Here is a 23252-nt window from a genome sequence, read left to right on the forward strand (position 1 = left end):
GAACACAGCAATGGGGCGTTTTACCGATCGTCTTTTTGAGCAGGCAGCACCCATTTGGGAACAATTTTACCGGCATCCTTTTGTTCAAGGATTGGGCGATGGTACGCTGCCTCCGGATACATTTGCATTTTACATGAAGCAGGATTACCTGTTTTTGATTGACTACGCGAAGTTGTTCGCGGTAGCCAGCACCAAGGCATACGATTTGCCGACAAGTGCAAAATTCGCTGCCTTGATGGAAGCGACGCTTCACGAGGAGATGGAGCTTCATCGGCAATATGCAGAGCGGTTTGGCATTACTGCTGCCGAGCTGGAGGAGACCGAGCCTTCCTTCGCGATGCTGGCATACACGAGCTACACCTTGAAAGTCGCGCATACCGGCTCTTTGGCTGAATTGGTGAGTGCCTTGCTCCCCTGCATGTGGAGCTATTGGGAGATTGGAAAAAGGCTGGCCAAGATGGATGGAGCTATTGCGCATCCTTTGTACGGCGACTGGGTGAAGACTTACAGTTCAGCAGAGTTTGGCGCATTGGCACAATGGCTGATCGAGATGATGGACCAGCTCGCCGAAGGAAAAAATGAGCAAGAGCTCGCTCGGATGGAGCAGCATTTCCTGATTACTTCCAAAATGGAGCTGCAGTTTTGGCATATGGCTTATCGGAAGGAACTTTGGCCGTGAGTCCGATGCTTCAGTTTTCACAAGTGAGTTTTTCCTATCAGCAGCGTTCCATCTTGAAAGATTTTTCCCTGCAAATCGATAAAGGAGAATTCGTCAGCGTCATTGGGCCGAGTGGTGTGGGGAAAAGCACCTTGTTCCATCTAGCCAACGGTTTGCTCCAGCCAGATGCAGGACAAATCATGCTGGGGGACAATGGAGAGTCCAACCTGCTAGGGAAAGTCGGGTACATGCCGCAAAAGGATTTGCTCCTGCCTTGGCGCACGGTATTGGAAAATGCGGCATTGCCTTTGGAGATAAAAGGGATGAAACAGGAAGCCGCTTATCGGCAGGTCAGGGAGCAGCTGCCGATCTTCGGGCTGGAAGGGTGGGCAGATGCTTACCCCGAGCAGCTTTCAGGGGGGATGCGGCAGCGGGTGTCTCTGCTTCGCGCAACTTTGACAGGCAGCCAGCTGCTGCTGTTGGACGAGCCTTTTAGTGCGTTGGATGGCATCACAAAGATGGAGATGCAGGAATGGCTGCTGTCTCTCTGGCGTCAGCTCGGGATTACGGTTCTGCTGATCACACACGACATTGAAGAAGCGATTCTGTTGGCAGACCGTGTTCTCGTACTGAAGGCCGCGCCAGTGCAAGAGGCGGTGGAAGTGCCGGTTTCCCTGGGCAGACCACGCGAAGGCAGGCTGCGCTACGATCCCGCGTTTCTAGCGATCAGAGAGCAGATTTGGGACATTCTCACCGATGCGATAAATGCCGCAGGAGAAAGGGGGCGGCGGGCGTGAACCCGAAAAATGCGAAAGGTACGGCACGCTGGTTCCTGAGCTCGATGGCGCTGTTCCTGATCATGTGGGAGGGAATCTGCAGAGGCTTTTCGATCCCTGCATTTATTTTGCCGCCGCCATCCGATGTGTTTCGCTCGCTGTGGGACATCCGTGAACAGCTTTTCGGCATTCATTTATGGGTAACGCTTCGGGAAGCGTTACTGGGTCTGCTGCTTGCGATCCTGTTCGGCATCGGCTTATCGATGGCGATGACTTTCAGCCGCATTGTGGAGCGGCTTGTCTATCCGTATCTGGTCATCTCCCAGACGATCCCGATCATTGCCTTATCGCCGATCTTCATTTTGTGGTTTGGCTATGATCTGTCCGGAAAAATAGCAGTAACTGTGCTGTTTACCTTTTTCCCGATTGTGGTCAGCTTGTACGATGGGCTCCGCCATACCGATCCCGATATGGTGAATCTGTTGCGTACGATGGGAGCCACGCAGAAGCAAATCTTCTGGAAGCTGCAGATTCCTTCAAGCCTCCCGCATTTTTTCAGCGGGTTGAAGGTCGCCGCGACGTATAGCGTGGCAGGGGCGACCATCGGTGAATGGCTGGGTTCCAGTGCCGGGCTCGGCTATTTTGCTCGGCGGGCATCGGGAAACTTCCAGGCACCGGCCTTGTTTGCATCCGTCGTGCTGCTGTCGCTGATGGGGATCCTGCTTTTCTGGTTGGTTAGCTTGCTGGAGAAGCGATACTTCAAGACAAACGATCATATACAAAAATAAAAGGAGTAGGAGACATCATGAAATCTTGGCAAAAACGTATCCAACTTACCATCACCAGCTTGGCACTGCTCGTCGGACTAAGCGCTTGCGGCAGTCAGCCGGAAGCGAATCCCCCATCAACCGGGGAAACGCCAGCAGCTGCAGCACCCGAGGAATTGACGATTGCACTGGACTGGTATCCAAATGCGGTTCACTCGTTCCTGTATGCGGCCGAGGAGCAAGGATACTTTAAAGAAGAAAATCTGAAAGTGAACCTGCAGATGCCCTCGGATACAGGTGATCCGTTAAAGATGGTGGCAGCAGGAAAGGTCGATATCGCCATCAGCTATCAGCCGCAGGTAATTCAGGCCCGTTCCGAAGGGATTCCGGTCGTATCGGTCGGAGCGCTTGTTCGTCATCCATTGAACATCATCATGGCCAGAGAGGACAGCGGGATCAAATCCCCCAAAGACTTGGCTGGAAAACAAATCGGTTATCCCTCCATCCCATTGGATGAATCCATCGTCCGCAATGTGGTGAAGGCGGATGGCGGCGATGACAGCGGACTGTCGTTTACCGATATCGGCTTTGATATTGTGCCTGCATTGACTGCGAAACGTGTAGATGCGGTAGTAGGCGGATACATCAATCATGAAAAGCTCATCTTGGAGAAAAATGGGGTCAACGTTGTCTCCTTTGAGCCTAGCCAGTATGGCGTTCCTGACTACTATGAATTAGTCCTGGCCACAAGTGATGATACGCTCGGCAAAAAGGAAAAAGCGATCGCAGCTTTCCTGCGGGCCATCACCAAAGGCCAGGCGTATGTAAAAGACAACAAGGAAGCGGCATTGAAGCTGCTTTTGGCCAAGCAAGCGCAAGAATTTCCGCTTGAGGATGATATCGAAACAAAGAGCCTGAATATTTTGCTCCCGCTTATGGATGCCGGCAGCGAACCATTTGGCGCTCAAAGCAAAGATTCTTGGCAAACGATGATTGACTGGATGACCAAAGAAAAATTAATCCAAGGGAATGTCTCCGCGGATCAAGTAATGAAAAATGTAGCTCGCTGATTGTACTCCGCAGCCGATCTGATTCATCCAGGTCGGCTTCTTTTTTAGAGCAGGTAAACACAGGAGGCAGAAACCATGAAAATGAACCTGGTCGACATCGTTGCATCCGTCGATGCTCGCAAACACGAATTGCTGGAGCTGGCCTCTGCATTGATTCGATTTCCTACGCCCAGTCCGCCCGCAATACCGAACAGGCGCAAACCTTTATTCAACACTTCTTGGAGAAACACGGATTCGTGACGGATCGTTGGGACGTGTACCCTCATGATCCCAATGTAGTGGGGATTCGAAAAGGAACGGATTCCGATGCGTATCAAAGCTTGCTGATCAACGGGCATATCGATGTTGCTCAGGTGGAAGAAGGGGAAGCCTGGATCTCTAACCCTTTTGAACCGATTCTCACCGAGGATAAGCTGATTGGCAGAGGGGCAGCTGACATGAAAGCCGGCTTGGCCTGTGCGCTCTTTGCGATTCAATTGTTGACAGAAGCCGGGATCCGTTTGCCGGGAGATCTCATTTTTCAATCTGTGATTGGGGAAGAAGTCGGTGAAGCCGGTACGCTGGAATGCTGTGAACGAGGGTATACGGCTGATTTCGCCATTGTCGTGGATACGAGCGATCTGCATATTCAAGGACAAGGCGGGGTGATCACGGGTTGGGTCACGATCAAAAGTCCAACGACTCACCATGATGCGACAAGACGCAATATGATTCACGCGGGCGGCGGATTACGCGGTGCGAGTGCGATCGAAAAGATGATGAAGCTGATCCAAGGACTGCAGGAATTGGAAAGAGAATGGGCGATTACTAAGCTGTATCCGGGGCTCCCACCCGGGTCGAATACGATCAATCCGGCGGTCATCGAAGGAGGAAGGCACCCAGCCTTTATCGCGGATGAGTGCCGTTTATGGATAACCGTTCATTTTTATCCGAATGAAACGCATGAGGCGGTCGTCAGGGAGATCGAGGAGCATCTCCTTGCAGTAGCACAAGGGGACGTCTGGCTTCGCGACCATCCGCCTCAGTTTACGTGGGGCGGACGTTCCATGATTGAAGACAGAGGAGAGATCTTTCCTGCTCTGGAAGTGGATCCATCCCATAGCGGTGTCCGTTTGCTGCAGGAAATGCATACAGGCGTGACCGGGGAATCCGCCATTGTGGATGTTTCTCCTACTGTGACAGATGGCGGTTGGCTCGGTCATTTTGGCATTCCCACCGTTATCTACGGACCTGGCCAGCTTCGTCATGCCCATGCAGTCAATGAGGAAGTCGAGATTGAACAGCTGCTGCGTTTTACGAAAGTCATGATTCACATGATCCATCAATGGTGTCATACGAAAAAAGAGAAGACAGGCTGAGTACTGTGCGCTGAAACAAATTTGTCGGTTTTCCATTTCCCTGCCTTCACGCTATAATACAAAGGTGTGGACAAGGAGAGATGGAACATGGCGATGTATAAACAAAAGAAACCTTATGTGATACACGAGGAGCCAGGGCTGCGTGAATATTGCGGATGCGGACTCAGTCAAGATCCCCCGTATTGCGATGGCTCGCATAATGGAAAAGTGTTTGGCAAACGTCCCTATCTTGTCAAGTATACGGAGGCCAAAACCGTTTCCATCTGTGGCTGCGGAAAATCGTCCAAGCTTCCTTTTTGCGATGGCAGTCACAAGGAGCTGCAAGGGAGTGATAGCAATGAGTGATGATCGAAAAAGCAATAAGCTCGTGATTGCCGCATTTCTGGCAACGATTTTGGCATGTGCGATCGCCATGGGTTTTTTTATCTACAGCAGTATACCCAAATAATCATAGAATGATATGGAGCGACCCCCTCTGACCCGTCAGAAGGGGGTTTTCGCGTTACCCGACCATTTTCCTATCACCGTCTATTTTCCTATTTTCCTAGATTGTCGTCTACTAGGTATGACTTTGTTAGAAAGGATCGTACACGGACAGAGCTGGTCCTCCATGGGCGCAGCTCTTTTTCTTTTGGGTGGCCAGACTTCTCTGTCCCTATGATAAGAGCCGTGTCCAACTAGCGACTCCTGACGTACCCTATGTAAGAATTGTGAATTGAATTGCAAAGAGGGGAGAAGATTGGGAGAAACCATTGTTGCAAGTGAAAATGTGAAAATCTCGGTCATTGTTCCCGCTCGCAATGAAGCCCGAACGATTGCCAGGGTTGTAAGGGAAGCTCGCAAAATCGCTGCGCAGACGGAAGTCATCGTTGTTTGCAACGGATCAACGGATCAGACTGCAGCGCTGGCAGCGAAAGCTGGGGCAAAAGTGATTCAGATATCGGTTTCATTGGGACACGATGTCGGCCGTGCAATCGGTGCAAGTTACGCCCAGGGTGAGATCCTCCTGTTCATCGATGGTGATTTCGTCATACGTGCACATACCTTGCGCCAATACACCAATCTGGTTGCGCAAGGCAATGATCTGGTCTTAAATGCGTACCCCGGTTTTCAAAAAGGATCACGGATTCATTCCACAGCAGTGGCCAAACGCTTTTTGAACAGCGTGCTGGGGTGCCCGCATCTGGAAGGAAGCTCCATGACGACAGTCCCGCATGCCATGAATCGAAAAGCGTTGACCGCGATAGGCATACAGATGCTTGCCGTTCCACCGAAAGCGCAAGCCTCTGCGATCATGCAAGGGCTGCGAGTCGCGCGGGCTGTGAGTATTAACACCGCACGGGTGAACCGGAAAAGACCAAGACGAAAAGAACGGGTAATGGATCTCGTACTGGGTGATCATCTTGAAGCGATTGGCCTGGTGATTGCCCAGCGAGGGAGCCGGGCGGGCAAGACTGACTTTTCCCGTCATCGGGAGCTGTTGGAGCAGGATACGAAAGATCATTTTCGTTGGGTATATCGGATGGAACAAAGGGAAGCAGTGTCCGTCGGAGGTGACTAGGGTTGGCGGCAAAAAAGAAGCGGAAACGCACGATGAAAAAACACAGGTTCAGACAAAGCTCCTCGAGTCGAGCAAAAAGGAAATTAAAAAAACGTCTGCGTCGTCAGCGCCCGGTAAGGCACTCTGCGGCAAGACGTAAAAAAGCAAGAAGCAGAGGCACCAGGAAGCCTAGACAGGGTATGAAAAGTAGCTCGACCTTGCCTGCAAGCATCCTGCAACGAAATAAACAACATCTTTCCGTCATTGTGTCTGTCTACAATGAACAACATTCAATCGGTCCCATCCTCGACCAAGTCCAACTCCTTCAACCCAAAGAAATCATCGTGGTGGAAAATGGATCGACCGATCGAACCCTGGAGATTTGTTTATCGAAGAAAGTCACCTGTTTCTCTTACCCGTTCCCGGTTGGTCATGATGTAGGCAGAGCCATTGGAGCGAAGGAAGCTACGGGAGACGTTCTTTTGTTTCTGGATGGGGATATCGTCTTTTCACCCAAGCAGCTACTGCCATTTGTGAGAGCTTGCTACCGTGGGGTCGACATTGCATTAAACAATGTAAATCCGCTTTATAAAAAAAGCTCCAAGCTTGATGCTGTCAGCATCGCCAAGCTGTTCTTGAATCGAGCGATTGGAAAGAAACATTTGAGATACGCTTCGCTCACCGCCATCCCACATGCAATGACCAGAAATGCCGTAGAGCAAATAGGAGCCCAGCATCTTGCTGTACCACCGAAAGCGCAATGTATTGCCGGATTGGCCGGACTGAAAATGAAAGCTGTGCATACTGTCAATGTGTTTACAACCAATAAAATTCGCCAGAGCAATGCAAACGAGAACAATGTGGTGCAGGATATGATCATCGGCGATCACGTGGAAGCCATTCAATGGTTTCAAGCTGTAAGTGGAGAAAGAGGTACATTTACAGATAACATTCGAAATCGACAAATGATCAATGGTGATCTTGTCTCGCAATCGTTATAAGCAGGTGTGTCTCCTGATTTCGCGTGAATCGTCTTTGGCCGTCAAAATCCTTACCTCTGATAAATTGTCTCGACTTTACTTTCTTGAAGAGGGTGTGAAAATGTCAAATCATCCTACCGTTGCCGTAATCGGCTTGGGTTTTGTCGGATTACCATTGGTACATCTGTTTCTTTCAGGTGGCTATCGGGTGATCGGGATTGATATCGATCCTGCCAAGGTCAACATGATCCAACAGAAAAAAAGCTATATATCTGACATGCAGGACAGTGATCTGGCAGCCATGATGGACAGTGGTCGATTGAGCGTGACAACGGAATATGCAGCTGTCAATCAAGCTGACGCCATCATTATATGCGTGCCTACTCCGTTGCGGAATAAAGAACCCGATCTTTCCTATATATTTCATGCAGTTCAACAAATGAAGCCACATGTAAAAGAAGGCCAGCTGCTAGTGTTGGAGAGCTCGACCTATCCAGGAACGACAGAGGATTATGTCAAACCGCTGATTGAAAGCGAAGGATTGAAGGTGGGAATCAACTTCTTTCTGGGATACTCACCCGAACGGATTGATCCGGGCAACAAGACCATGTCAATTGCCGAAATGCCGAAGATCATCAGCGGTACGACACCAGCATGTTTGGAACGTTTGAAAGAGCTGTATAATTCCGTATTTGTGAAGACAGTTCCGGTTTCTTCTCCGCGTGTTGCAGAATTTGTAAAAATGCTGGAGAACAGCCAACGTTTAATCAACATTTCCTTTATCAACGAAGTCAATCTGCTTGCCAATAAAATGGATGTGAATTTGTGGGAAGTCATCGAGGCGGCGAAAACAAAACCGGTCGGATTTACTCCCTATTATCCGAGTGCAGGAATTGGAGGCCATTGCATCCCGGTCGATCCGTTTTTTCTGGCTTGGATCGGCATGAGAGAAGGTGTACCGCTGACGATGATTCATCAGGCAGGGCTCATCAACGAAATGATGCCGCATTTCATCGTCAACAGAGCGACTCAAGTATTGACGGAAAAACAAATTCCTTTCCCGGAAGCAAAGATCGGTGTCATTGGTTTGACCTATAAAAAAGATGTGAATGACATCCGGGAGTCTGCTTCTTTGAAGGTGATCGAGCTGCTGCAGGATCGTCGCATGAATGTCAGTGTGTATGACCCTATTTTTCATGGCGAATTGCCATTTGAGGAAGTAAAGACCTTTCCTTTGGATCCGGAATCGCTTCAATCCTTTGATTTGACGATGATCCTGGTCGATCACTCCGGCATGGATTGGGAGTATGTGGCGCAGCATAGCCAGTGCATCATTGATACCCGAAATGTGATTCCGCGAATCCCCGGAAAGCAAGTGATTCATCTATAGGGGAGGGTGAGGTGAAAGTGAGAAGATTTACGATCTTTTTTCTGGATCACCGCTCCATATATCTGGACAGTTTGGGCGATACGCTTGCGCAAATGGGCCATCGGATTGTGTACCAAAGCTCATGGAATATGGCAGAGATTGAAGCGGGTATCGCGTACTTCAAACCTGATATACTCATCACGGTAGGCTGTGATATCCCGCTTCGCTCCCCTTCTTTGGACATTCTTCCCAACCTTTGCCGAAAATACAATCTTTACCATATATACTGGGCGACGGAAGATAAGATTCATCATCATTTGTGGTCGCTTCCGTTTATTAACCGGATCAAGCCAGATTGCGTATGGACCATCCATCCGGAATGCATGGCTTCTTATACAGCTAACGGGATTTTCACCCAATATCTCAATTTTGCCTGCAACCCGCGATTTTTCCACGAAAAACCGGCGCATGCGTATGAACCATACGACGTGACCATGATTGCCACTGCCCATCTTGATCAAGTGACGTACCGGTATGAAAGTCTGAAGCATTTGTTTATTCCCTTGGTGCAAAATAATCAGAACGTACACATCTGGGGCTGGGGATGGATAGAAAATCAGTTACTGATCCGCGCTCATTTTGGTGTTGATGTGCCAGTGGGTTGGGTACATGGCTACCTGCCCTATCGAGATACCGTGACGGTGTATCATCAAAGCAAAATCGCCTTAGGGATTCAAAATGCAAGAGACCAAGTGACCCAACGGACGTTTGAAATTTTGGGGGTTGGCGGCTTTATGCTGGCTAGCCGGACAGAAGCGCTCACCAGCCTGTTTACGGAGGGTGTTGAAATCGTCTATAGTGACAGCCCAGAAGAGACGCTGGAAAAAGTAACCTACTATTTGGCCCATCCGGAATTGCGCTATCAAATTGGTCAGGCGGCACGAAGAAAAATATTGGCTCAACATACCTATCAACATCGGTTGGCAGCGATATGGCCGCAAGTCGAACCGATGATCATAGCAAAACGGGGAGGTACGTAAAAGAATGATCCCTCTGGTTGACCTGGGAAGACAATTCGGATCACTGCGTCAGGAAATTCTTGACGCTATCGCTGGTGTAATCGATAGTGGCGCCTATATTTTAGGGCCCAAAGTAGCTGAACTGGAGAAAAAAATGGCCGAACGCTTGGGAGTAAGGCATGCCATTTCCGTTGCCAATGGCACGGATGCCCTGATCTTGGTGCTGCAAGCAAAAGGGATAGGATCCGGCGATGAAGTGATCACCACACCTTTTACCTTTTTTGCCTCAGCTGAATCCGTATCGAGATTAGGAGCCACTCCGGTATTTGTCGATATTGATCCAGAAAGCTACAATCTTGATCCTGAGCTGCTGGAAGCGAGCATTACCGAGAAAACGAAGGCGATCATCCCGGTGCATATTTTCGGCCAGCCCGCTGAGATGGAGCGGATAAATGAAATCGCACGGAAATACAATTTGCTGGTGATTGAGGATGCGTGTCAAGCATTTGGCGCCAGTTATCGCGGGAAACCGGTTGGAAACCTGGCAGATGCGGCCTGCTTCTCCTTTTTCCCAACCAAAAATTTGGGCACATTGGGGGATGGCGGCATCGTAGTGACCAATGATGATGAGATGGCAGCCACAATCCGCCTGTTGCGCCAACATGGAAGCACCAAGAAGTATTTTCATGAGGTGATCGGATATAACAGTCGTTTGGATGAGATCCATGCGGCCATCCTGTTGACTTGTCTGCCTTATATTGATGAATGGAATGAAACAAGAAGAACACTTGCAGCGCGTTACCGCGAAAAGCTGCAGCATCTGAGAGGCTTGCAGATCCAGCCGGAAAAGCCGGATCTGTTCCATATCTACCACTTATTCAGCATAGAGCTGGATCATCGGGATGCGGTCAAAGATGCACTGTCGAAGCAGGGTATCCAAAGTGCGGTGTATTACCCGCAGCCTCTCCATCTGCAAAAGGTGTTTACCACTCTGGGTGGAAAGCAGGGAGATTGCCCTGTAGCTGAGCGACTTTCCGAGCGGATTTTGGCCATTCCGATCAGTCCATTTTTACAGGAAGAAGAACAGGATCAAGTCATTGATGCTATCGAAAAAAGTCTGGAGGTGTAAGTCACGTGCGCTTCGGATTAATTGGCTGCGGTCGCATAGCCCAAAAGCATCTGTCGTCGCTTGCTGCGGTTGCAGACGCTGAACTGGTTGCATTAAGCGATGTTGTGCCGGAAAGCATGGATCGGGCGGAGCAGCACTTTCTCGCTCTAACGGGCAGATCCTTCGCCATGAAAAAATACGCGGATTATGGTTTGCTGCTGGCGGATCCCGAGGTTGAGGTGGCGATTATCGCTGCCTCCTCGGGACTCCATGCGACCATTGCCAAAGCGGCGCTTTATGCAGGAAAGCATATCGTCCTGGAAAAGCCGATGACCTTATCGTTGAAGGAAGCGGATGATATCATCAGCTTGGCTGCAGCGAGGAAGCGTACCGTACTGGTCTGCCATCAGCTACGATATCGTCCGATCATGCAAACGATCAAAAAATATGTGGAAAATCAAGCGCTGGGGCAAATCCACCTTGGTGTGGTATCCATGAGAATTCATCGTCCCGCTGAATACTACCAAGCAGCACCATGGCGAGGAAGCTGGCGGGAAGACGGTGGCATGCTGCTGAACCAAGGCATTCATATGGTTGATTTGCTCCAATGGTTTCTTGGCAATGTTACGACGGTCTATGGGGATATTCGAAAGGGCCCCATCGAAAAGGAAACAGAGGACGTGGCGCTCGGCTTGCTGACATTTTCTTCAGGTGCGAAGGGAATGATCGAGGCCAATACCGTTACCTATCCCTCCAATCTGGAATATTCGCTTTCGTTGTTTGGGGAGCATGGTACCGTCTCGATTGGCGGTCCGCAGATGGATCAGATTTACCGATGGGCGTACAAGGAACAGACAGAAAGCGAAGAACACATTGCCGCGTTGGCTCAACAAAAAAATGAGCATGTAACCATGTATCAAGATCTGATTGATTCAATCCAACAAGAGTCGAAGGAAGTACTGATCCACGGGAGGGAAGGACGCAAAGCACTGGAAACCATTTTTGCCCTGTATCAGTCAGCGGTAACCGGTCGTCCGGTCGTTCTTCCGCTGCCTCATTTTGAAACGGCCCAGCTTAGCGACATCATGAAAACGACAGGGTGGTTGACATGAATTTTGGCAATGTCCTCGTTACCGGTGGTGCCGGCTTTGTCGGATCCCAGCTAGTGCAGAAACTACTGCCCGTTTCCAACCGGATCACCATTATCGATGATCTGTCGACTGGGAATCGCCATGCAATACCAGAGAGTGAAAAAATCGTCTTTTATCACGATACCGTTACCAATGAACAATTATTGCAACAAGTCCTTCCAGACATTGACTATGTGTTCCACCTTTCCTGCCGCAATCTGGTGTTGTCCGCGGACAATCTGGAGGCCGACTTTCAGACCAATTTATACGCCGGATTTTTCCTGCTGCAGCAAGTGCAAAAACATTGCCCTTCCTTGAAGAAGATGGTGTATACCTCGACTGCTTCCGTTTATGGAAATGCCCCGATCATCCCCACCCCCGAATCCTATTATCAGATCACCATGCCATACTCGGCCAGCAAGTTTGCCGTTGAACATTATTGCCAGGTATACATCCATATGTACCAATTGCCGGTTACCATTCTCCGGCTGTCTAATTTGTATGGCCCCGGGCAGCTTGTCTCGAACCCTTACTGTGGTGTTGTGGCGAAATTTTTTGACGCTGCACAAAAGGGGCAGCCTTTGACAATCTATGGCTCGGGTCATCAGACACGGGATTTTACGTATATCAGCGACGGTGTCGAAGCGATTATGCTGGCGGGAAGCAGGACGGATACTGTCGGTAAGGTGTATAACGTTGGGACAGGAATAGAAACCAGCATTAGTGATCTGGCCAAGCTTGTCCTGCAGGTCGTACAGAAAGCGGATCATCCGATTCAGTACGAACCGGATCGAACAGTGGATCGGGTCTATCGGCGGGCACTGGATTCGCGATTATTACAAAATGACCTTGGTTGGCAGCCGCGCCATACGCTGGAAGAAGGACTAACGAATACCTTTTTGTGGTTGAAAAGGGGAGAAAGGCAATGAGGATTCTGCATGGAGTAATCGAAATTGCTGGTCAGATGGGTACGCTGAGCGGCGCCCTAAAACGAAGAGGCCATATCTCTGTAGGTTACAACACTTTTCATACGTACTTGGGTTACAAGGAGCATTTGATTAATACTACCGGTTGGGAAATCGAGAGAGTAAGCCATCACCTGATCAATTTTTTCGATATCTTCCACTTCCACTATGCCAGCTCACTCATGACCAATTATGCTGACCTTCCTCTTATCAAGTCAAAAGGGAAAAAGATGATCATGCATCATTGGGGAAATGATGTTCGTTTTCATGACCAGGCACGAGTGAACAATCCCTTTGTGTATACGGGGGATTCTCTTCCGAATGAGGTCATGCATCAGAAATTGGCCAGTATTTCCCCTTTTATTCGGGAAGCGATCGTTCAGGACCATGAAGTGTTACCGTATGTAGCTCCGTATTATGACAAAGTCCATGTACTGCCCATTGCGATTGAATTGGCTCCGTTTGTTCCGCAGTATCCATCTGTATACAAGACGCAGCCGTTGATCCTGCATGCGCCGACCAACCCTGCATTTAAAGGGACGGAGCATGTGGAAAGGGCTCTGATGCAGTTAAAAAACGAATTCGATTTTCAGTATCGTCGGATTGAAAATATGAATCATGCACAGGCGAGGCAGCTTTATCAGGAAGCAGATATCATCATCGACCAAATCCTTTGCGGGTCGTATGGTCTATTAAGCGTAGAAAGCATGGCTCTGGGAAAACCGGTTGTCGCTTATATTCGGGAAGATTTGGTTTCTCGATTCCCCCCTGAGCTGCCGATCGTCAATGCGAATCCGAATACCATTTATGAGCAAGTAAAGAGGCTCCTGCTGCAGCCTCATTTACGGTACCAGTTGGGCATACAGGGGCGCCAATATGTAGAAAAGTATCATGACAGTAACGTTGTCGCAGGGAAGCTGATCGAAATCTACCAAAATTTACAGCCATAAAGGAGGGGTGAGCGTGGTCTCTTTGGAAAAAAACATGTACTTTATCCCGAATCGGTGCGTTGTAAGGGGCAATGAGATGTTTGCTTCATTCAACATAGGTCCGATTCCCGCAGACAAGACAGTCTTAAGTATGGATTTGCATATACCGGTACCCATTTTCGGCATTTCCATTCCGGTCCTTGTTCAGGAGCTTGCCGGTGGGTGGGACGAAGCGCTAATGGCGACTGGATTTGTGCCTGCACGGGGACCGGTGATTGCTACTGTCTATACAACACCGATGCTCAATGAATGCAGTACTTCTCTATTAGCCTACGAATATAGGTGGCGTTTTTCCAGCCTGGATAATCATGGACTGGTTGTACAGATGCTTGATCCCTATGGATTGATCTTTCCCTACGATCAACCGCCTTACCTCATTGTGACAACTGATTAATTCCAAAAGGCTTCTACTGTGTGTAGAAGCTTTTTTCATGGGAACCAAAATCATGGTCTGCAAAGGCGATCGGTACGTATCAAGAAAGACTTGCCATTTTGTGTTTTCATCCAAGGACAGGTGTCCGAGCAATTCACTGCGATGAACATATTATAAGATTGGGTTTCATGAAGCTGACTGAGATTCAAGGGGCTAATGAAACTTAGATGTCAAAGTAAGGTGGTGAAAATGTGTCCTTTGAAAATCTGATTACAAATGGGAATTTTGAACAAGGTTTGCCTCCTTGGACGGGGGTCAATGCTACCGTGATCGGGAGTAACAGTCATTCAGGTTTCTTCAGTGCACTTTTGCAAGGAGGGGATGTCAACTCTTTCATCCTCCAATTCGTACCAATTACGCCAGGAGAATCATTTGACTTCCGTGTTGCACTCGCCAGACTAGGGGCGGCCCAGAGTCCACCAGTCTCCCTTTCCGTTCAGTATTTTGATGAATCGCTAACATTTATTCAGTATGGGGCGATAATCAACATACCGGCAGGTCGACTTCCTGACGTTAGTACATTTCAGACGTGGAACAAGATCCATGAAGTAACATTAAACGCACCTCTCAATGCAACCACAGCTCTGGTAGTTATTAATAAGCTTCCACTGGCCGGAAGTGCTGACCTTGTTGTAGATAGTGTGTCACTGCTTGCAACTACGGGAGCAGAAGGTCCGCGAGGTGCTACGGGCCCAACTGGTCCTACTGGAGCAACCGGAGCGACTGGAGCGACTGGAGCAACGGGAGCAACCGGAGCAACCGGAGCAACTGGAGCAACCGGAGCAACGGGAGCAACGGGAGCAACCGGGGCAACGGGAGCAACTGGGGCAACTGGAGCGACTGGAGCAACTGGGGCGACTGGGGCAACCGGAGCGACTGGAGCAACCGGAGCAACGGGAGCAACCGGAGCGACTGGCGCGACTGGAGCAACTGGAGCGACTGGAGCAACAGGGGCAACGGGAGCAACAGGAGCGACTGGCGCGACTGGCGCAACTGGCGCGACTGGAGCAACGGGAGCAACTGGCGCGACTGGAGCAACCGGAGCGACTGGAGCAACAGGGGCAACGGGAGCAACGGGAGCAACCGGAGCGACTGGCGCGACTGGCGCAACTGGCGCGACTGGAGCAACTGGAGCAACTGGAGCGACTGGGGCAACCGGAGCGACTGGCGCGACTGGAGCAACGGGAGCAACGGGAGCAACTGGGGCAACCGGAGCGACTGGCGCGACTGGCGCAACTGGCGCGACTGGAGCAACTGGAGCAACTGGAGCGACTGGAGCAACGGGAGCAACTGGCGCGACTGGGGCAACCGGAGCGACTGGCGCGACTGGAGCAACTGGAGCAACCGGAGCAACCGGGGCAACTGGCGCGACTGGCGCAACTGGCGCGACTGGAGCAACGGGAGCAACTGGCGCGACTGGGGCAACCGGAGCGACTGGCGCGACTGGCGCAACTGGCGCGACTGGAGCAACTGGAGCAACTGGAGCGACTGGGGCAACCGGAGCGACTGGCGCGACTGGAGCAACGGGAGCAACAGGGGCAACTGGCGCGACTGGCGCAACAGGGGCAACCGGCGCAACGGGAGCAACCGGGGCAACGGGAGCAACCGGAGCGACTGGCGCTACTGGAGCAACCGGCGCGACTGGAGCAACGGGAGCGACTGGAGCAACCGGGGCAACGGGAGCAACTGGAGCAACTGGAGCAACAGGGGCAACGGGAGCGACTGGAGCAACGGGAGCAACTGGAGCAACTGGCGCTACTGGAGCAACGGGAGCAACTGGCGCAACAGGGGCAACGGGAGCGACTGGAGCAACTGGCGCAACTGGAGCAACTGGCGCAACTGGAGCAACTGGAGCAACTGGCGCAACAGGGACAACGGGAGCGACTGGCGCAACAGGGGCAACTGGAGCAACCGGGGCAACGGGAGCAACCGGAGCGACTGGAGCAACGGGGGCAACTGGAGCAACCGGGGCAACGGGAGCAACCGGAGCGACTGGAGCAACCGGGGCAACTGGAGCGACTGGCGCGACTGGAGCGACTGGCGCGACTGGAGCAACTGGCGCGACTGGAGCAACGGGAGCAACGGGAGCGACTGGAGCAACTGGAGCAACCGGAGCGACTGGAGCAACTGGAGCAACCGGGGCAACCGGCGCGACTGGAGCAACGGGAACAACCGGAGCGACTGGAGCAACAGGGGCGACTGGAGCAACAGGGGCAACGGGAGCGACTGGAGCAACCGGAGCGACTGGGGCGACTGGAGCAACCGGAGCGACTGGAGCAACTGGAGCGACTGGAGCAACCGGGGCAACCGGAGCAACTGGAGCAACTGGGGCAACTGGGGCATCTGGGGCAACCGGAGCGACTGGAGCAACCGGGGCAACTGGAGCAACGGGAGCAACTGGAGCAACTGGAGCAACGGGAGCAACTGGAGCAACTGGAGCAACGGGAGCAACTGGAGCAACCGGGGCAACGGGAGCGACTGGAGCAACGGGAGCAACGGGAGCAACGGGAGCAACTGGGGCAACGGGAGCGACTGGAGCAACTGGAGCAACGGGAGCAACTGGAGCAACTGGAGCAACGGGAGCGACTGGAGCAACGGGAGCGACTGGGGCAACCGGAGCGACTGGAGCGACTGGAGCAACCGGGGAAACTGGAGCGACTGGAGCAACCGGGGCGACTGGAGCAACTGGAGCAACGGGAGCAACGGGAGCAACAGGGGCAACGGGAGCGACTGGAGCAACCGGGGCAACTGGAGCAACCGGCGCGACTGGAGCGACTGGCGCGACTGGAGCAACTGGCGCGACTGGAGCAACTGGCGCGACTGGCGCGACTGGAGCAACTGGCGCGACTGGAGCAACTGGCGCGACTGGCGCGACTGGAGCAACTGGCGCGACTGGAGCAACTGGCGCGACTGGCGCGACTGGAGCAACTGGCGCGACTGGAGCAACTGGCGCGACTGGCGCGACTGGAGCAACTGGCGCGACTGGAGCAACGGGAGCAACCGGAGCGACTGGAGCAACTGGCGCAACGGGAGCAACCGGAGCGACTGGAGCAACCGGGGCAACTGGGGCAACTGGCGCTACCGGAGCAACTGGCGCAACTGGAGCAACCGGGGCAACGGGAGCAACGGGAGCGACTGGAGCAACTGGAGCGACTGGAGCAACCGGGGCAACCGGAGCAACTGGAGCAACTGGCGCTACCGGAGCAACGGGAGCGACTGGAGCAACGGGAGCAACGGGAGCGACTGGAGCAACCGGGGCAACCGGAGCAACGGGAGCAACTGGCGCTACCGGAGCAACGGGAGCAACGGGAGCAATGGGAGCGACTGGAGCAACCGGGGCAACCGGAGCAACTGGAGCAACTGGCGCTACCGGAGCAACGGGAGCGACTGGAGCAACGGGAGCAACGGGAGCGACTGGAGCAACCGGGGCAACCGGAGCAACGGGAGCAACTGGTCCAACCGGCCCAACCGGTCCAACCGGCCCTTAAGGTCGAGCCGTTATCAGATCGTTTACAAAATTGGATGCCTTCTGAAAGAAGGCATCCATTGATACATAAAAAGCTTGACCGGTGGAAAATGTCTGTTTTCTCTCTTCCACCCATGATATACGTCGTGGCAATTGCTGGTGGACGACATAAAGTACAGTAGTTTGGTCAAATGGCGCAAGGGAAGTCGGTGTAGCACAGTCCACGATATTTGTGAAAGGAGGAATGGGGATGTCCGGACTTGACAATGGATCCGAACAAAGCTGGGCGAAAGAATTTTGGCAATTGATTCAGGCAAAACAAGAAGTAGAGGCTGCAGCGCTCCTAAACAAGTTAGGGCCAGCTGGTTTTACAATTCCTTCCTATTACATTGGCCGCGCCGCACTCTCTATATGCGACCGTAATCCAAATAACGCCTGGCTTTGGTTATGGCGCGGACTGGAGTCTTTCCCGCAGCATCCAGCCTTGGTTACCTGCATGAAGCTTTTGCAGCTCATGGGAGGGCATGAAACGGAAAGGTATACTGAATCTCTGAGCCTAGAGAATGAGGAGAATACGATTACGATCCGCAACTGGAAATCCGTACTTCAACATCTTCCCGGAGAGCAGAATATGCAAAAACCAAACGTCCGTGTTCTGCAAGGAACGATGGAAATCGCCAACCAGATGCATACGTTGGCAAAAGGTCTCGAGCTGGCGGGAGCCTACGCAAAAACGCTCAGTTATTATGATTTCTATTTGCGATACCCTGTAGATTATCATTGGGTCCTAAAAGAAGAGCCGGGCAGCCAGACGATTCATGAAAAGTTGCGACATTTAGCAACGGTCTTCCAGCATCAATATGATGTGTTTCATTTTCACTTTGGCACCAGCTTGACGCAGGATCAAACCGACTTGCCTTTGCTGAAAGAAGCAGGCAAGGTGATGGTCATGCATCATTGGGGAAGTGATGTGCGCCGACTCTCTGTATTGAAACAGACCAATCCGTATGCGGTGGCAAAGTCCAGCAACGAAGGAAGTATCCATCAGCGATTAAAACGCTTGTCTGCACATATTCGGCACTGCTTCGTTGCTGACAAAGAACTGTATTTGTATGTAAAAGACTACTATGAACACGTATACTTCATTCCACAAATGATCGATCTGACACTCTATCCTCTTATTCCACAGCCCGCAAAGAAAGCCAAGCCGCTCATCGTACATGCGCCGACCTCACCGTACGTAAAAGGAACGGAGCATATTCTGAAAGCCGTCCAATCCCTGCAAGGCACATATGACTTTGATTTCAAACTGATCCAAAGGATGTCCCATGAAGAGGCAAAAATGTGGTATTCACAGGCAGATCTTATCATCGATCAGCTCTGTCTGGGGAGTCATGGCCTTTTTGCCATTGAGAGTATGGCACTTGGCAAGCCGGTGATTTGTTGGATCAGCGACTATATGAAGGAGCATTATCCGGCAGAGCTGCCGTTGATTGCGGCAAATCCGGATACGATCCAGTCGACATTGGCACATTTGCTGCAAAACCAGGAGCTGCTGCCTGAGATCGGGAAGCAGGGGAGGATGTATGTAGAGAGGTATCACGATATGAAGACGAATAGCCAGACGGTGTTGGACATCTACCAACAAATCATGGCCAACCAATAAGGTATCTCGATATATCGGAACGAAGATAGGGAAAGGATGGATAACATGATTTCGATCAGTCTTTGCATGATCGTGAAAAATGAAGAAGAGGTCCTGGCAAGATGCCTGGATACGATTAAAGACATTGTAGATGAAATCAATATTGTGGATACGGGTTCCACCGACAAAACCGTAGAAATTGCGAAGCAGTATACCGATCGTGTCTTCTTCTTTCCGTGGACGGGTGATTTTGCGGCCGCGCGAAACAAATCGTTCGAGTTTGCAACGAAAGAGTACATTTTGTACCTGGACGCGGACGATGTCATTTTGGAGGCGGACAGAGTGAAATTACAGAATCTGAAGGAAACTCTTGATCCGTCTGTAGATTCGGTGTCGATGTACTATGATGCAGGCACCGATGAATTCGGAAATGTAACCCTCCGTTACAGACGCAATCGCTTGGTAAAACGCTCCCGGAACTACAAATGGAAGGGGGAAGCGCACGTTTATCTGGAGGTGTACGGCAACATTATCAATTCCGATATCTCAATCACTCATAAAAAGATTCGTCACTCTGTCGGCCGCAATCTCAATATCTACCAACAGAAGCTGGAACGTGGGGACGTATTTGGGCCGAGGGATTACTTCTACTATGGCAATGAGCTGAGAGAAAACGGACATTATGAAAAAGCGATTGAAAGCTATCAAAAGAACATCTCCATGCAAGAGGGCTGGGTGGACGATAAAATTCATGCATGTTTGTTCATGGGGGATTGCTACCGGTTTTTGGGCGACTCCGCGAACGAATTGAGTGCCGTGTTGAAATCTTTTGAATTTGGAAAGCCGAGAGTCGAGGCCCTTTGTCGGATCGGGTATCATTTTCATCGGAAAAGAGACTGGAAAACGGCGGCTTACTGGTACGAAATAGCCACCCAATACCCCGAGGATCCGGAGCAATGGAGCTTTAGTTATCCTGCTTACCGCACTTGGTACCCTCACCTGCAGCTATGTGTATGCTATTACAATTTGAATGATTTTGAAAAGGCGTATTATCACAACGAAGAGGCGCGCAAATACCGCCCCGAGGACGAGCGAATCCTGCACAATAAAAGGCTTCTCGAACCTAAAATCTAAGGAAGCTCTACTGTTGAAACGACATAGCTGATCGTACGGACCCTTGATCAAACCAAGAAAGGCGATGAAATAAGCTACGCATTTGAGGTGAATCCATGAATCCCTTAGAGCTGGAAGATCAACACATTTTTATAACAGGGGGAGCAGGCTTTATCGGGTCTGCACTGATCGGTAGACTGATCGAGCGCAACAAAGTGACCGTTTACGATAATTTTTCCCGAAATTCTCTTAAAGAAAAGGTATATGGAAATCATCCCAATCTGACTTTGATCCAGGGGGACGTGCTTGATTATGAACTGCTGCGTGCATCCATAAAAGGAGCGAATTTTGTCATCCATGCGGCTGGTATTGCCGGCATTGATACCGTCATCAAGCAGCCCGTAACGACAATGAAGGTCAATATCGTAGGTTCTGTAAACGTACTAGAAGCCGCGCGAAGCCTTGACCAATGCAAGAGGGTCGTCTTGTTTAGCACGAGTGAAGTATTTGGACAGCACGCTTTTCGCTCGGAAGAAACCAGCCCGACGGTGATGGGCGCGGTTGGTGAAGCCAGATGGACGTACGCTGTGAGTAAATTGGCTGAGGAGCACCTGGCTTATGCCTATTTTAAAGATTATGGGTTACCGACTGTTACCGTTCGCCCATTTAATATATACGGACCTGGACAGGTGGGGGAAGGTGCGGTTCGCACTTTTATCCTTCGCGCACTAAAAAATGAGGATATTTACATTCATGGTGATGGGACGCAAATCCGTGCCTGGTGCTACGTCGATGATATGGTAGATGGCGTGCTCCACTGCATGGGGGTTCCGGAAGCAGTTGGAGAATCATTTAATATCGGAAATGAACGAGCGGTCCTAACCATCTATGGCCTGGCCAACACCATTATTCGTGTACTGGATTCCAAAGCAAACATTATCTTTACCCCCCGTACTTCTGCAGACATTGAGCTCAGAATCCCACAGGTCAATAAAGCGAAAACATTGCTTGGCTTTGAAGCACAAGTGGATTTGGAGGAAGGAATTAAACGGACAGCACAATATTACAAGGAGTTTTGCCATGATTAGAATCTCCCAACCGATCATAAGTGAGGATGAAATCGATGCCTTGGCGGTGGTTCTCCGGAGTGGCATGCTCATCCAGGGCGAACGAGTGAAGCAATTCGAACATGCATTGCAAGCCTACACAGGCGCCAGCCATGTCATGGCGGTTTCCAGTGGGACGGCTGCTCTTCATATCGCGGTGATGGCTGCGGGAATTGGTGCAGGAGATGCCGTATTGGTTCCTGCTTTTACCTTCCCCGCGACTGCGAATGTCGTGGAATTGACAGGAGCACGCACCATCATGGTTGACGTGGAAAGCGGCTCTTACAATATGGATCCGATCAAGCTGGAAGAAACCATTGTAGGTTGGAGTGGGAAGGAAGCGCTGAAGGCCATCATCGTTGTCCATGAATTTGGTGCTCCGGCCAATATGACCGCCATCAACGATCTTGCCAAACGTCATGGTTTATTGGTGATTGAAGATGCCGCCTGCGCCTTAGGCACTCGCCACAAAGGAGAGCATGCGGGTACGTTTGGCGATTTTGGCTGTTTTTCCTGGCATCCGCGCAAAGCCATTACAACGGGAGAAGGCGGTGCAATCACCGTAAAGGACGAGGCATATGCCCGGACGGTTCAACTGCTCCGTAACCACGGCATCGATCGGAATCAGGATGGAAAAATCGATTTTCTTTTGCCGGGTCTTAATTATCGGTTAACCGAATTTCAAGCGGTTTTAGGGGAAAAACAGCTTCGGCATTTTGATGGATGGCTGAAACAGCGAGAATACTGGGTAGGGCAATATCGCAAGCTGTTAAGCCAGATTCCGGGGATCAACCTGCCGGAAAATCTGGAGGGACATACGTGGCAGACCTTCATGATTGTTCTGCCGGATCGAGCAGATCAAGCAAGTGTCATTAAGCGGATGAAATCTGCCAACATTGAGACGAATATCGGGGCCAATGCGCTTCATCTGTTAACCTACTATAAACAGAAATATGGCTTCCAGCCGGAGGATTTCCCTGTCGCAAAACGACTGTATGAAAAAGGATTGGCGATCCCCTTGCATCCGTTGCTGCGAGAAGAAGATATTCGTTTGATTACGGAAGCACTAAGGCAGGCGATTCAAGATGCAGGATAATGGCAATGTCATCATCATCGGGGCTGGTCCGTTAGGCATCGATGTCATCGAGACGATGGATTTGCTGAACCAATCCGCTTCGTCACCGATTTACCGATGCATCGGGTTTGTAGATGACGATTCGAACAAGTGGCTCTCCACTATCAAGGGAAGGCGTGTGCTTGGCCCGCTGCAGATGGTTACCCAATTTGCGGCATTTAGCTCCTTCGTCTTTTGTATTGGAAACCCAGACAGTTTTTACAAGCGGGAAGAAATTTGCCATCGTCTCAATCTTCCTCCTGAAAAGTTCATCAGCATCATCCATCCTTCTGCGTCCGTCTCCCATTCCGCAAAGCTCGGTCAAGGTGTCATTATCCTCCAGCATGTATACATTGGTTCGGATGTAGCGATTGGTAATCATGTGGTGATCAGCCCCAATACTACGATTCATCACGGTGTAAGTATCGCTGATTACAGTATGTTGGCTTCGGGCGTTCATGTAGCGGGTGACGCGAAAATCGGGAAAAGCGCATATATTGGAATGGGTTCTAGCATACGTGGGGGAGTACGCATAGGCGATTTTGCCTGTACTGGTCTTGGCAGCGCGGTGATACGGGATGTTCCTGAGAACCAGGTGTTTGTCGGGAATCCGGCAGCTTTTCTGAAGCATACCAGATCATGAAAA

At 51.0% G+C, this 23252-nt stretch carries 20 protein-coding genes and 2 pseudogenes; all 22 read left to right on the plus strand.

Going from position 1 to position 23252, the window contains the following annotated elements; genetic code table 11:
* The first annotated feature begins 10 nt into the window (after positions 1-10).
* The 22 genes and pseudogenes from tenA to EIZ37_RS07405 all read left to right on the plus strand — a co-directional run bounded on the left by tenA (position 11) and on the right by EIZ37_RS07405 (position 23249).
* Entirely contained in the window at positions 11-679 is a 669-nt protein-coding gene (tenA, locus tag EIZ37_RS07305) for a thiaminase II (RefSeq protein ID WP_134684106.1), read from the plus strand.
* Positions 676-1455, plus strand: a complete 780-nt coding sequence (locus tag EIZ37_RS07310; RefSeq protein WP_134683932.1) for an ABC transporter ATP-binding protein — start codon at positions 676-678, stop codon at positions 1453-1455. The genes tenA and EIZ37_RS07310 overlap by 4 nt, the downstream gene beginning before the upstream one ends.
* A gap of 44 nt (positions 1456-1499) precedes the next feature.
* Positions 1500-2222, plus strand: coding sequence for an ABC transporter permease (locus EIZ37_RS07315; protein ID WP_134684107.1), 723 nt, complete (start codon positions 1500-1502; stop codon positions 2220-2222).
* Between the two features lie 17 nt (positions 2223-2239).
* On the plus strand, positions 2240-3271 hold the full coding sequence (locus EIZ37_RS07320) for an ABC transporter substrate-binding protein (RefSeq protein ID WP_134683933.1): 1032 nt from the start codon (positions 2240-2242) through the stop codon (positions 3269-3271).
* Positions 3272-3346: 75 nt separating this feature from the next.
* Positions 3347-4629 (plus strand): annotated as a pseudogene (locus EIZ37_RS07325) (acetylornithine deacetylase).
* Positions 4630-4716: 87 nt separating this feature from the next.
* Positions 4717-4974, plus strand: a complete 258-nt coding sequence (locus tag EIZ37_RS07330; protein ID WP_134683934.1) for a CDGSH iron-sulfur domain-containing protein — start codon at positions 4717-4719, stop codon at positions 4972-4974.
* Between the two features lie 394 nt (positions 4975-5368).
* Positions 5369-6190 (plus strand): glycosyltransferase family 2 protein, encoded by an 822-nt coding sequence (locus EIZ37_RS07335; protein ID WP_235827908.1) that lies wholly within the window; start codon positions 5369-5371, stop codon positions 6188-6190.
* 2 nt (positions 6191-6192) lie between these two features.
* Positions 6193-7170 carry a glycosyltransferase family 2 protein gene (locus tag EIZ37_RS07340; protein WP_134683936.1) on the plus strand — a complete coding sequence of 326 codons (978 nt, stop codon included), beginning with the start codon at positions 6193-6195 and terminating at the stop codon, positions 7168-7170.
* Positions 7171-7270: 100 nt separating this feature from the next.
* Positions 7271-8539, plus strand: coding sequence for a nucleotide sugar dehydrogenase (locus EIZ37_RS07345; RefSeq protein ID WP_167568711.1), 1269 nt, complete (start codon positions 7271-7273; stop codon positions 8537-8539).
* Between the two features lie 11 nt (positions 8540-8550).
* The gene (locus EIZ37_RS07350) at positions 8551-9558 is read left to right on the plus strand and encodes a CgeB family protein (protein WP_134683938.1); all 1008 of its coding nucleotides are present in this window, start codon (positions 8551-8553) and stop codon (positions 9556-9558) included.
* Between the two features lie 4 nt (positions 9559-9562).
* Positions 9563-10666, plus strand: coding sequence for a DegT/DnrJ/EryC1/StrS family aminotransferase (locus tag EIZ37_RS07355; RefSeq protein ID WP_134683939.1), 1104 nt, complete (start codon positions 9563-9565; stop codon positions 10664-10666).
* A 5-nt stretch (positions 10667-10671) separates the two neighbouring features.
* Positions 10672-11757: a Gfo/Idh/MocA family protein gene (locus EIZ37_RS07360; RefSeq protein ID WP_134683940.1), complete on the plus strand. Its 1086-nt coding sequence runs from the start codon at positions 10672-10674 to the stop codon at positions 11755-11757.
* Positions 11754-12704, plus strand: coding sequence for an NAD-dependent epimerase/dehydratase family protein (locus tag EIZ37_RS07365; protein ID WP_134683941.1), 951 nt, complete (start codon positions 11754-11756; stop codon positions 12702-12704). Before EIZ37_RS07360 ends, EIZ37_RS07365 begins: the two co-directional genes overlap by 4 nt.
* The gene (locus EIZ37_RS07370; protein ID WP_134683942.1) at positions 12701-13690 is read left to right on the plus strand and encodes a glycosyltransferase family 4 protein; all 990 of its coding nucleotides are present in this window, start codon (positions 12701-12703) and stop codon (positions 13688-13690) included. The genes EIZ37_RS07365 and EIZ37_RS07370 overlap by 4 nt, the downstream gene beginning before the upstream one ends.
* A 13-nt stretch (positions 13691-13703) precedes the next feature.
* Entirely contained in the window at positions 13704-14123 is a 420-nt protein-coding gene (locus tag EIZ37_RS07375) for a hypothetical protein (RefSeq protein ID WP_134683943.1), read from the plus strand.
* Between the two features lie 230 nt (positions 14124-14353).
* Positions 14354-14806: pseudogene (locus tag EIZ37_RS26700) on the plus strand (NTTRR-F1 domain); the annotation flags it as partial.
* Between the two features lie 37 nt (positions 14807-14843).
* Positions 14844-17810 carry a hypothetical protein gene (locus tag EIZ37_RS07380; protein WP_407921123.1) on the plus strand — a complete coding sequence of 989 codons (2967 nt, stop codon included), beginning with the start codon at positions 14844-14846 and terminating at the stop codon, positions 17808-17810.
* 68 nt (positions 17811-17878) lie between these two features.
* Positions 17879-19294, plus strand: coding sequence for a glycosyltransferase family protein (locus EIZ37_RS07385; protein WP_205683807.1), 1416 nt, complete (start codon positions 17879-17881; stop codon positions 19292-19294).
* Between the two features lie 45 nt (positions 19295-19339).
* The gene (locus EIZ37_RS07390; protein WP_134683944.1) at positions 19340-20407 is read left to right on the plus strand and encodes a glycosyltransferase; all 1068 of its coding nucleotides are present in this window, start codon (positions 19340-19342) and stop codon (positions 20405-20407) included.
* Positions 20408-20502: 95 nt separating this feature from the next.
* A complete protein-coding gene (locus tag EIZ37_RS07395; protein WP_134683945.1) occupies positions 20503-21474 on the plus strand; it encodes an NAD-dependent epimerase/dehydratase family protein in 972 nt (323 codons plus the stop codon).
* Positions 21467-22588, plus strand: coding sequence for a DegT/DnrJ/EryC1/StrS family aminotransferase (locus EIZ37_RS07400; protein ID WP_134683946.1), 1122 nt, complete (start codon positions 21467-21469; stop codon positions 22586-22588). The genes EIZ37_RS07395 and EIZ37_RS07400 overlap by 8 nt, the downstream gene beginning before the upstream one ends.
* Positions 22578-23249, plus strand: a complete 672-nt coding sequence (locus EIZ37_RS07405; protein WP_134683947.1) for a NeuD/PglB/VioB family sugar acetyltransferase — start codon at positions 22578-22580, stop codon at positions 23247-23249. The genes EIZ37_RS07400 and EIZ37_RS07405 overlap by 11 nt, the downstream gene beginning before the upstream one ends.
* The last annotated feature ends 3 nt before the right edge of the window (positions 23250-23252 follow it).

The organism is Brevibacillus migulae, from assembly GCF_004521915.1.
In the GTDB taxonomy this organism is placed as follows: domain Bacteria; phylum Bacillota; class Bacilli; order Brevibacillales; family Brevibacillaceae; genus Brevibacillus_F; species Brevibacillus_F migulae.

Bases quoted from the DNA above. Each gene is read 5' to 3' on its own strand.
- tenA (WP_134684106.1), top strand. From the start codon at position 11: ATGGGGCGTTTTACCGATCGTCTTTTTGAGCAGGCAGCACCCATTTGG.
- EIZ37_RS07315 (WP_134684107.1), top strand. From the start codon at position 1,500: ATGGCGCTGTTCCTGATCATGTGGGAGGGAATCTGCAGAGGCTTTTCG.
- EIZ37_RS07320 (WP_134683933.1), top strand. From the start codon at position 2,240: ATGAAATCTTGGCAAAAACGTATCCAACTTACCATCACCAGCTTGGCA.
- EIZ37_RS07330 (WP_134683934.1), top strand. From the start codon at position 4,717: ATGGCGATGTATAAACAAAAGAAACCTTATGTGATACACGAGGAGCCA.
- EIZ37_RS07345 (WP_167568711.1), top strand. From the start codon at position 7,271: ATGTCAAATCATCCTACCGTTGCCGTAATCGGCTTGGGTTTTGTCGGA.
- EIZ37_RS07355 (WP_134683939.1), top strand. From the start codon at position 9,563: ATGATCCCTCTGGTTGACCTGGGAAGACAATTCGGATCACTGCGTCAG.
- EIZ37_RS07365 (WP_134683941.1), top strand. From the start codon at position 11,754: ATGAATTTTGGCAATGTCCTCGTTACCGGTGGTGCCGGCTTTGTCGGA.
- EIZ37_RS07370 (WP_134683942.1), top strand. From the start codon at position 12,701: ATGAGGATTCTGCATGGAGTAATCGAAATTGCTGGTCAGATGGGTACG.
- EIZ37_RS07385 (WP_205683807.1), top strand. From the start codon at position 17,879: ATGTCCGGACTTGACAATGGATCCGAACAAAGCTGGGCGAAAGAATTT.
- EIZ37_RS07390 (WP_134683944.1), top strand. From the start codon at position 19,340: ATGATTTCGATCAGTCTTTGCATGATCGTGAAAAATGAAGAAGAGGTC.
- EIZ37_RS07395 (WP_134683945.1), top strand. From the start codon at position 20,503: ATGAATCCCTTAGAGCTGGAAGATCAACACATTTTTATAACAGGGGGA.
- EIZ37_RS07400 (WP_134683946.1), top strand. From the start codon at position 21,467: ATGATTAGAATCTCCCAACCGATCATAAGTGAGGATGAAATCGATGCC.
- EIZ37_RS07405 (WP_134683947.1), top strand. From the start codon at position 22,578: ATGCAGGATAATGGCAATGTCATCATCATCGGGGCTGGTCCGTTAGGC.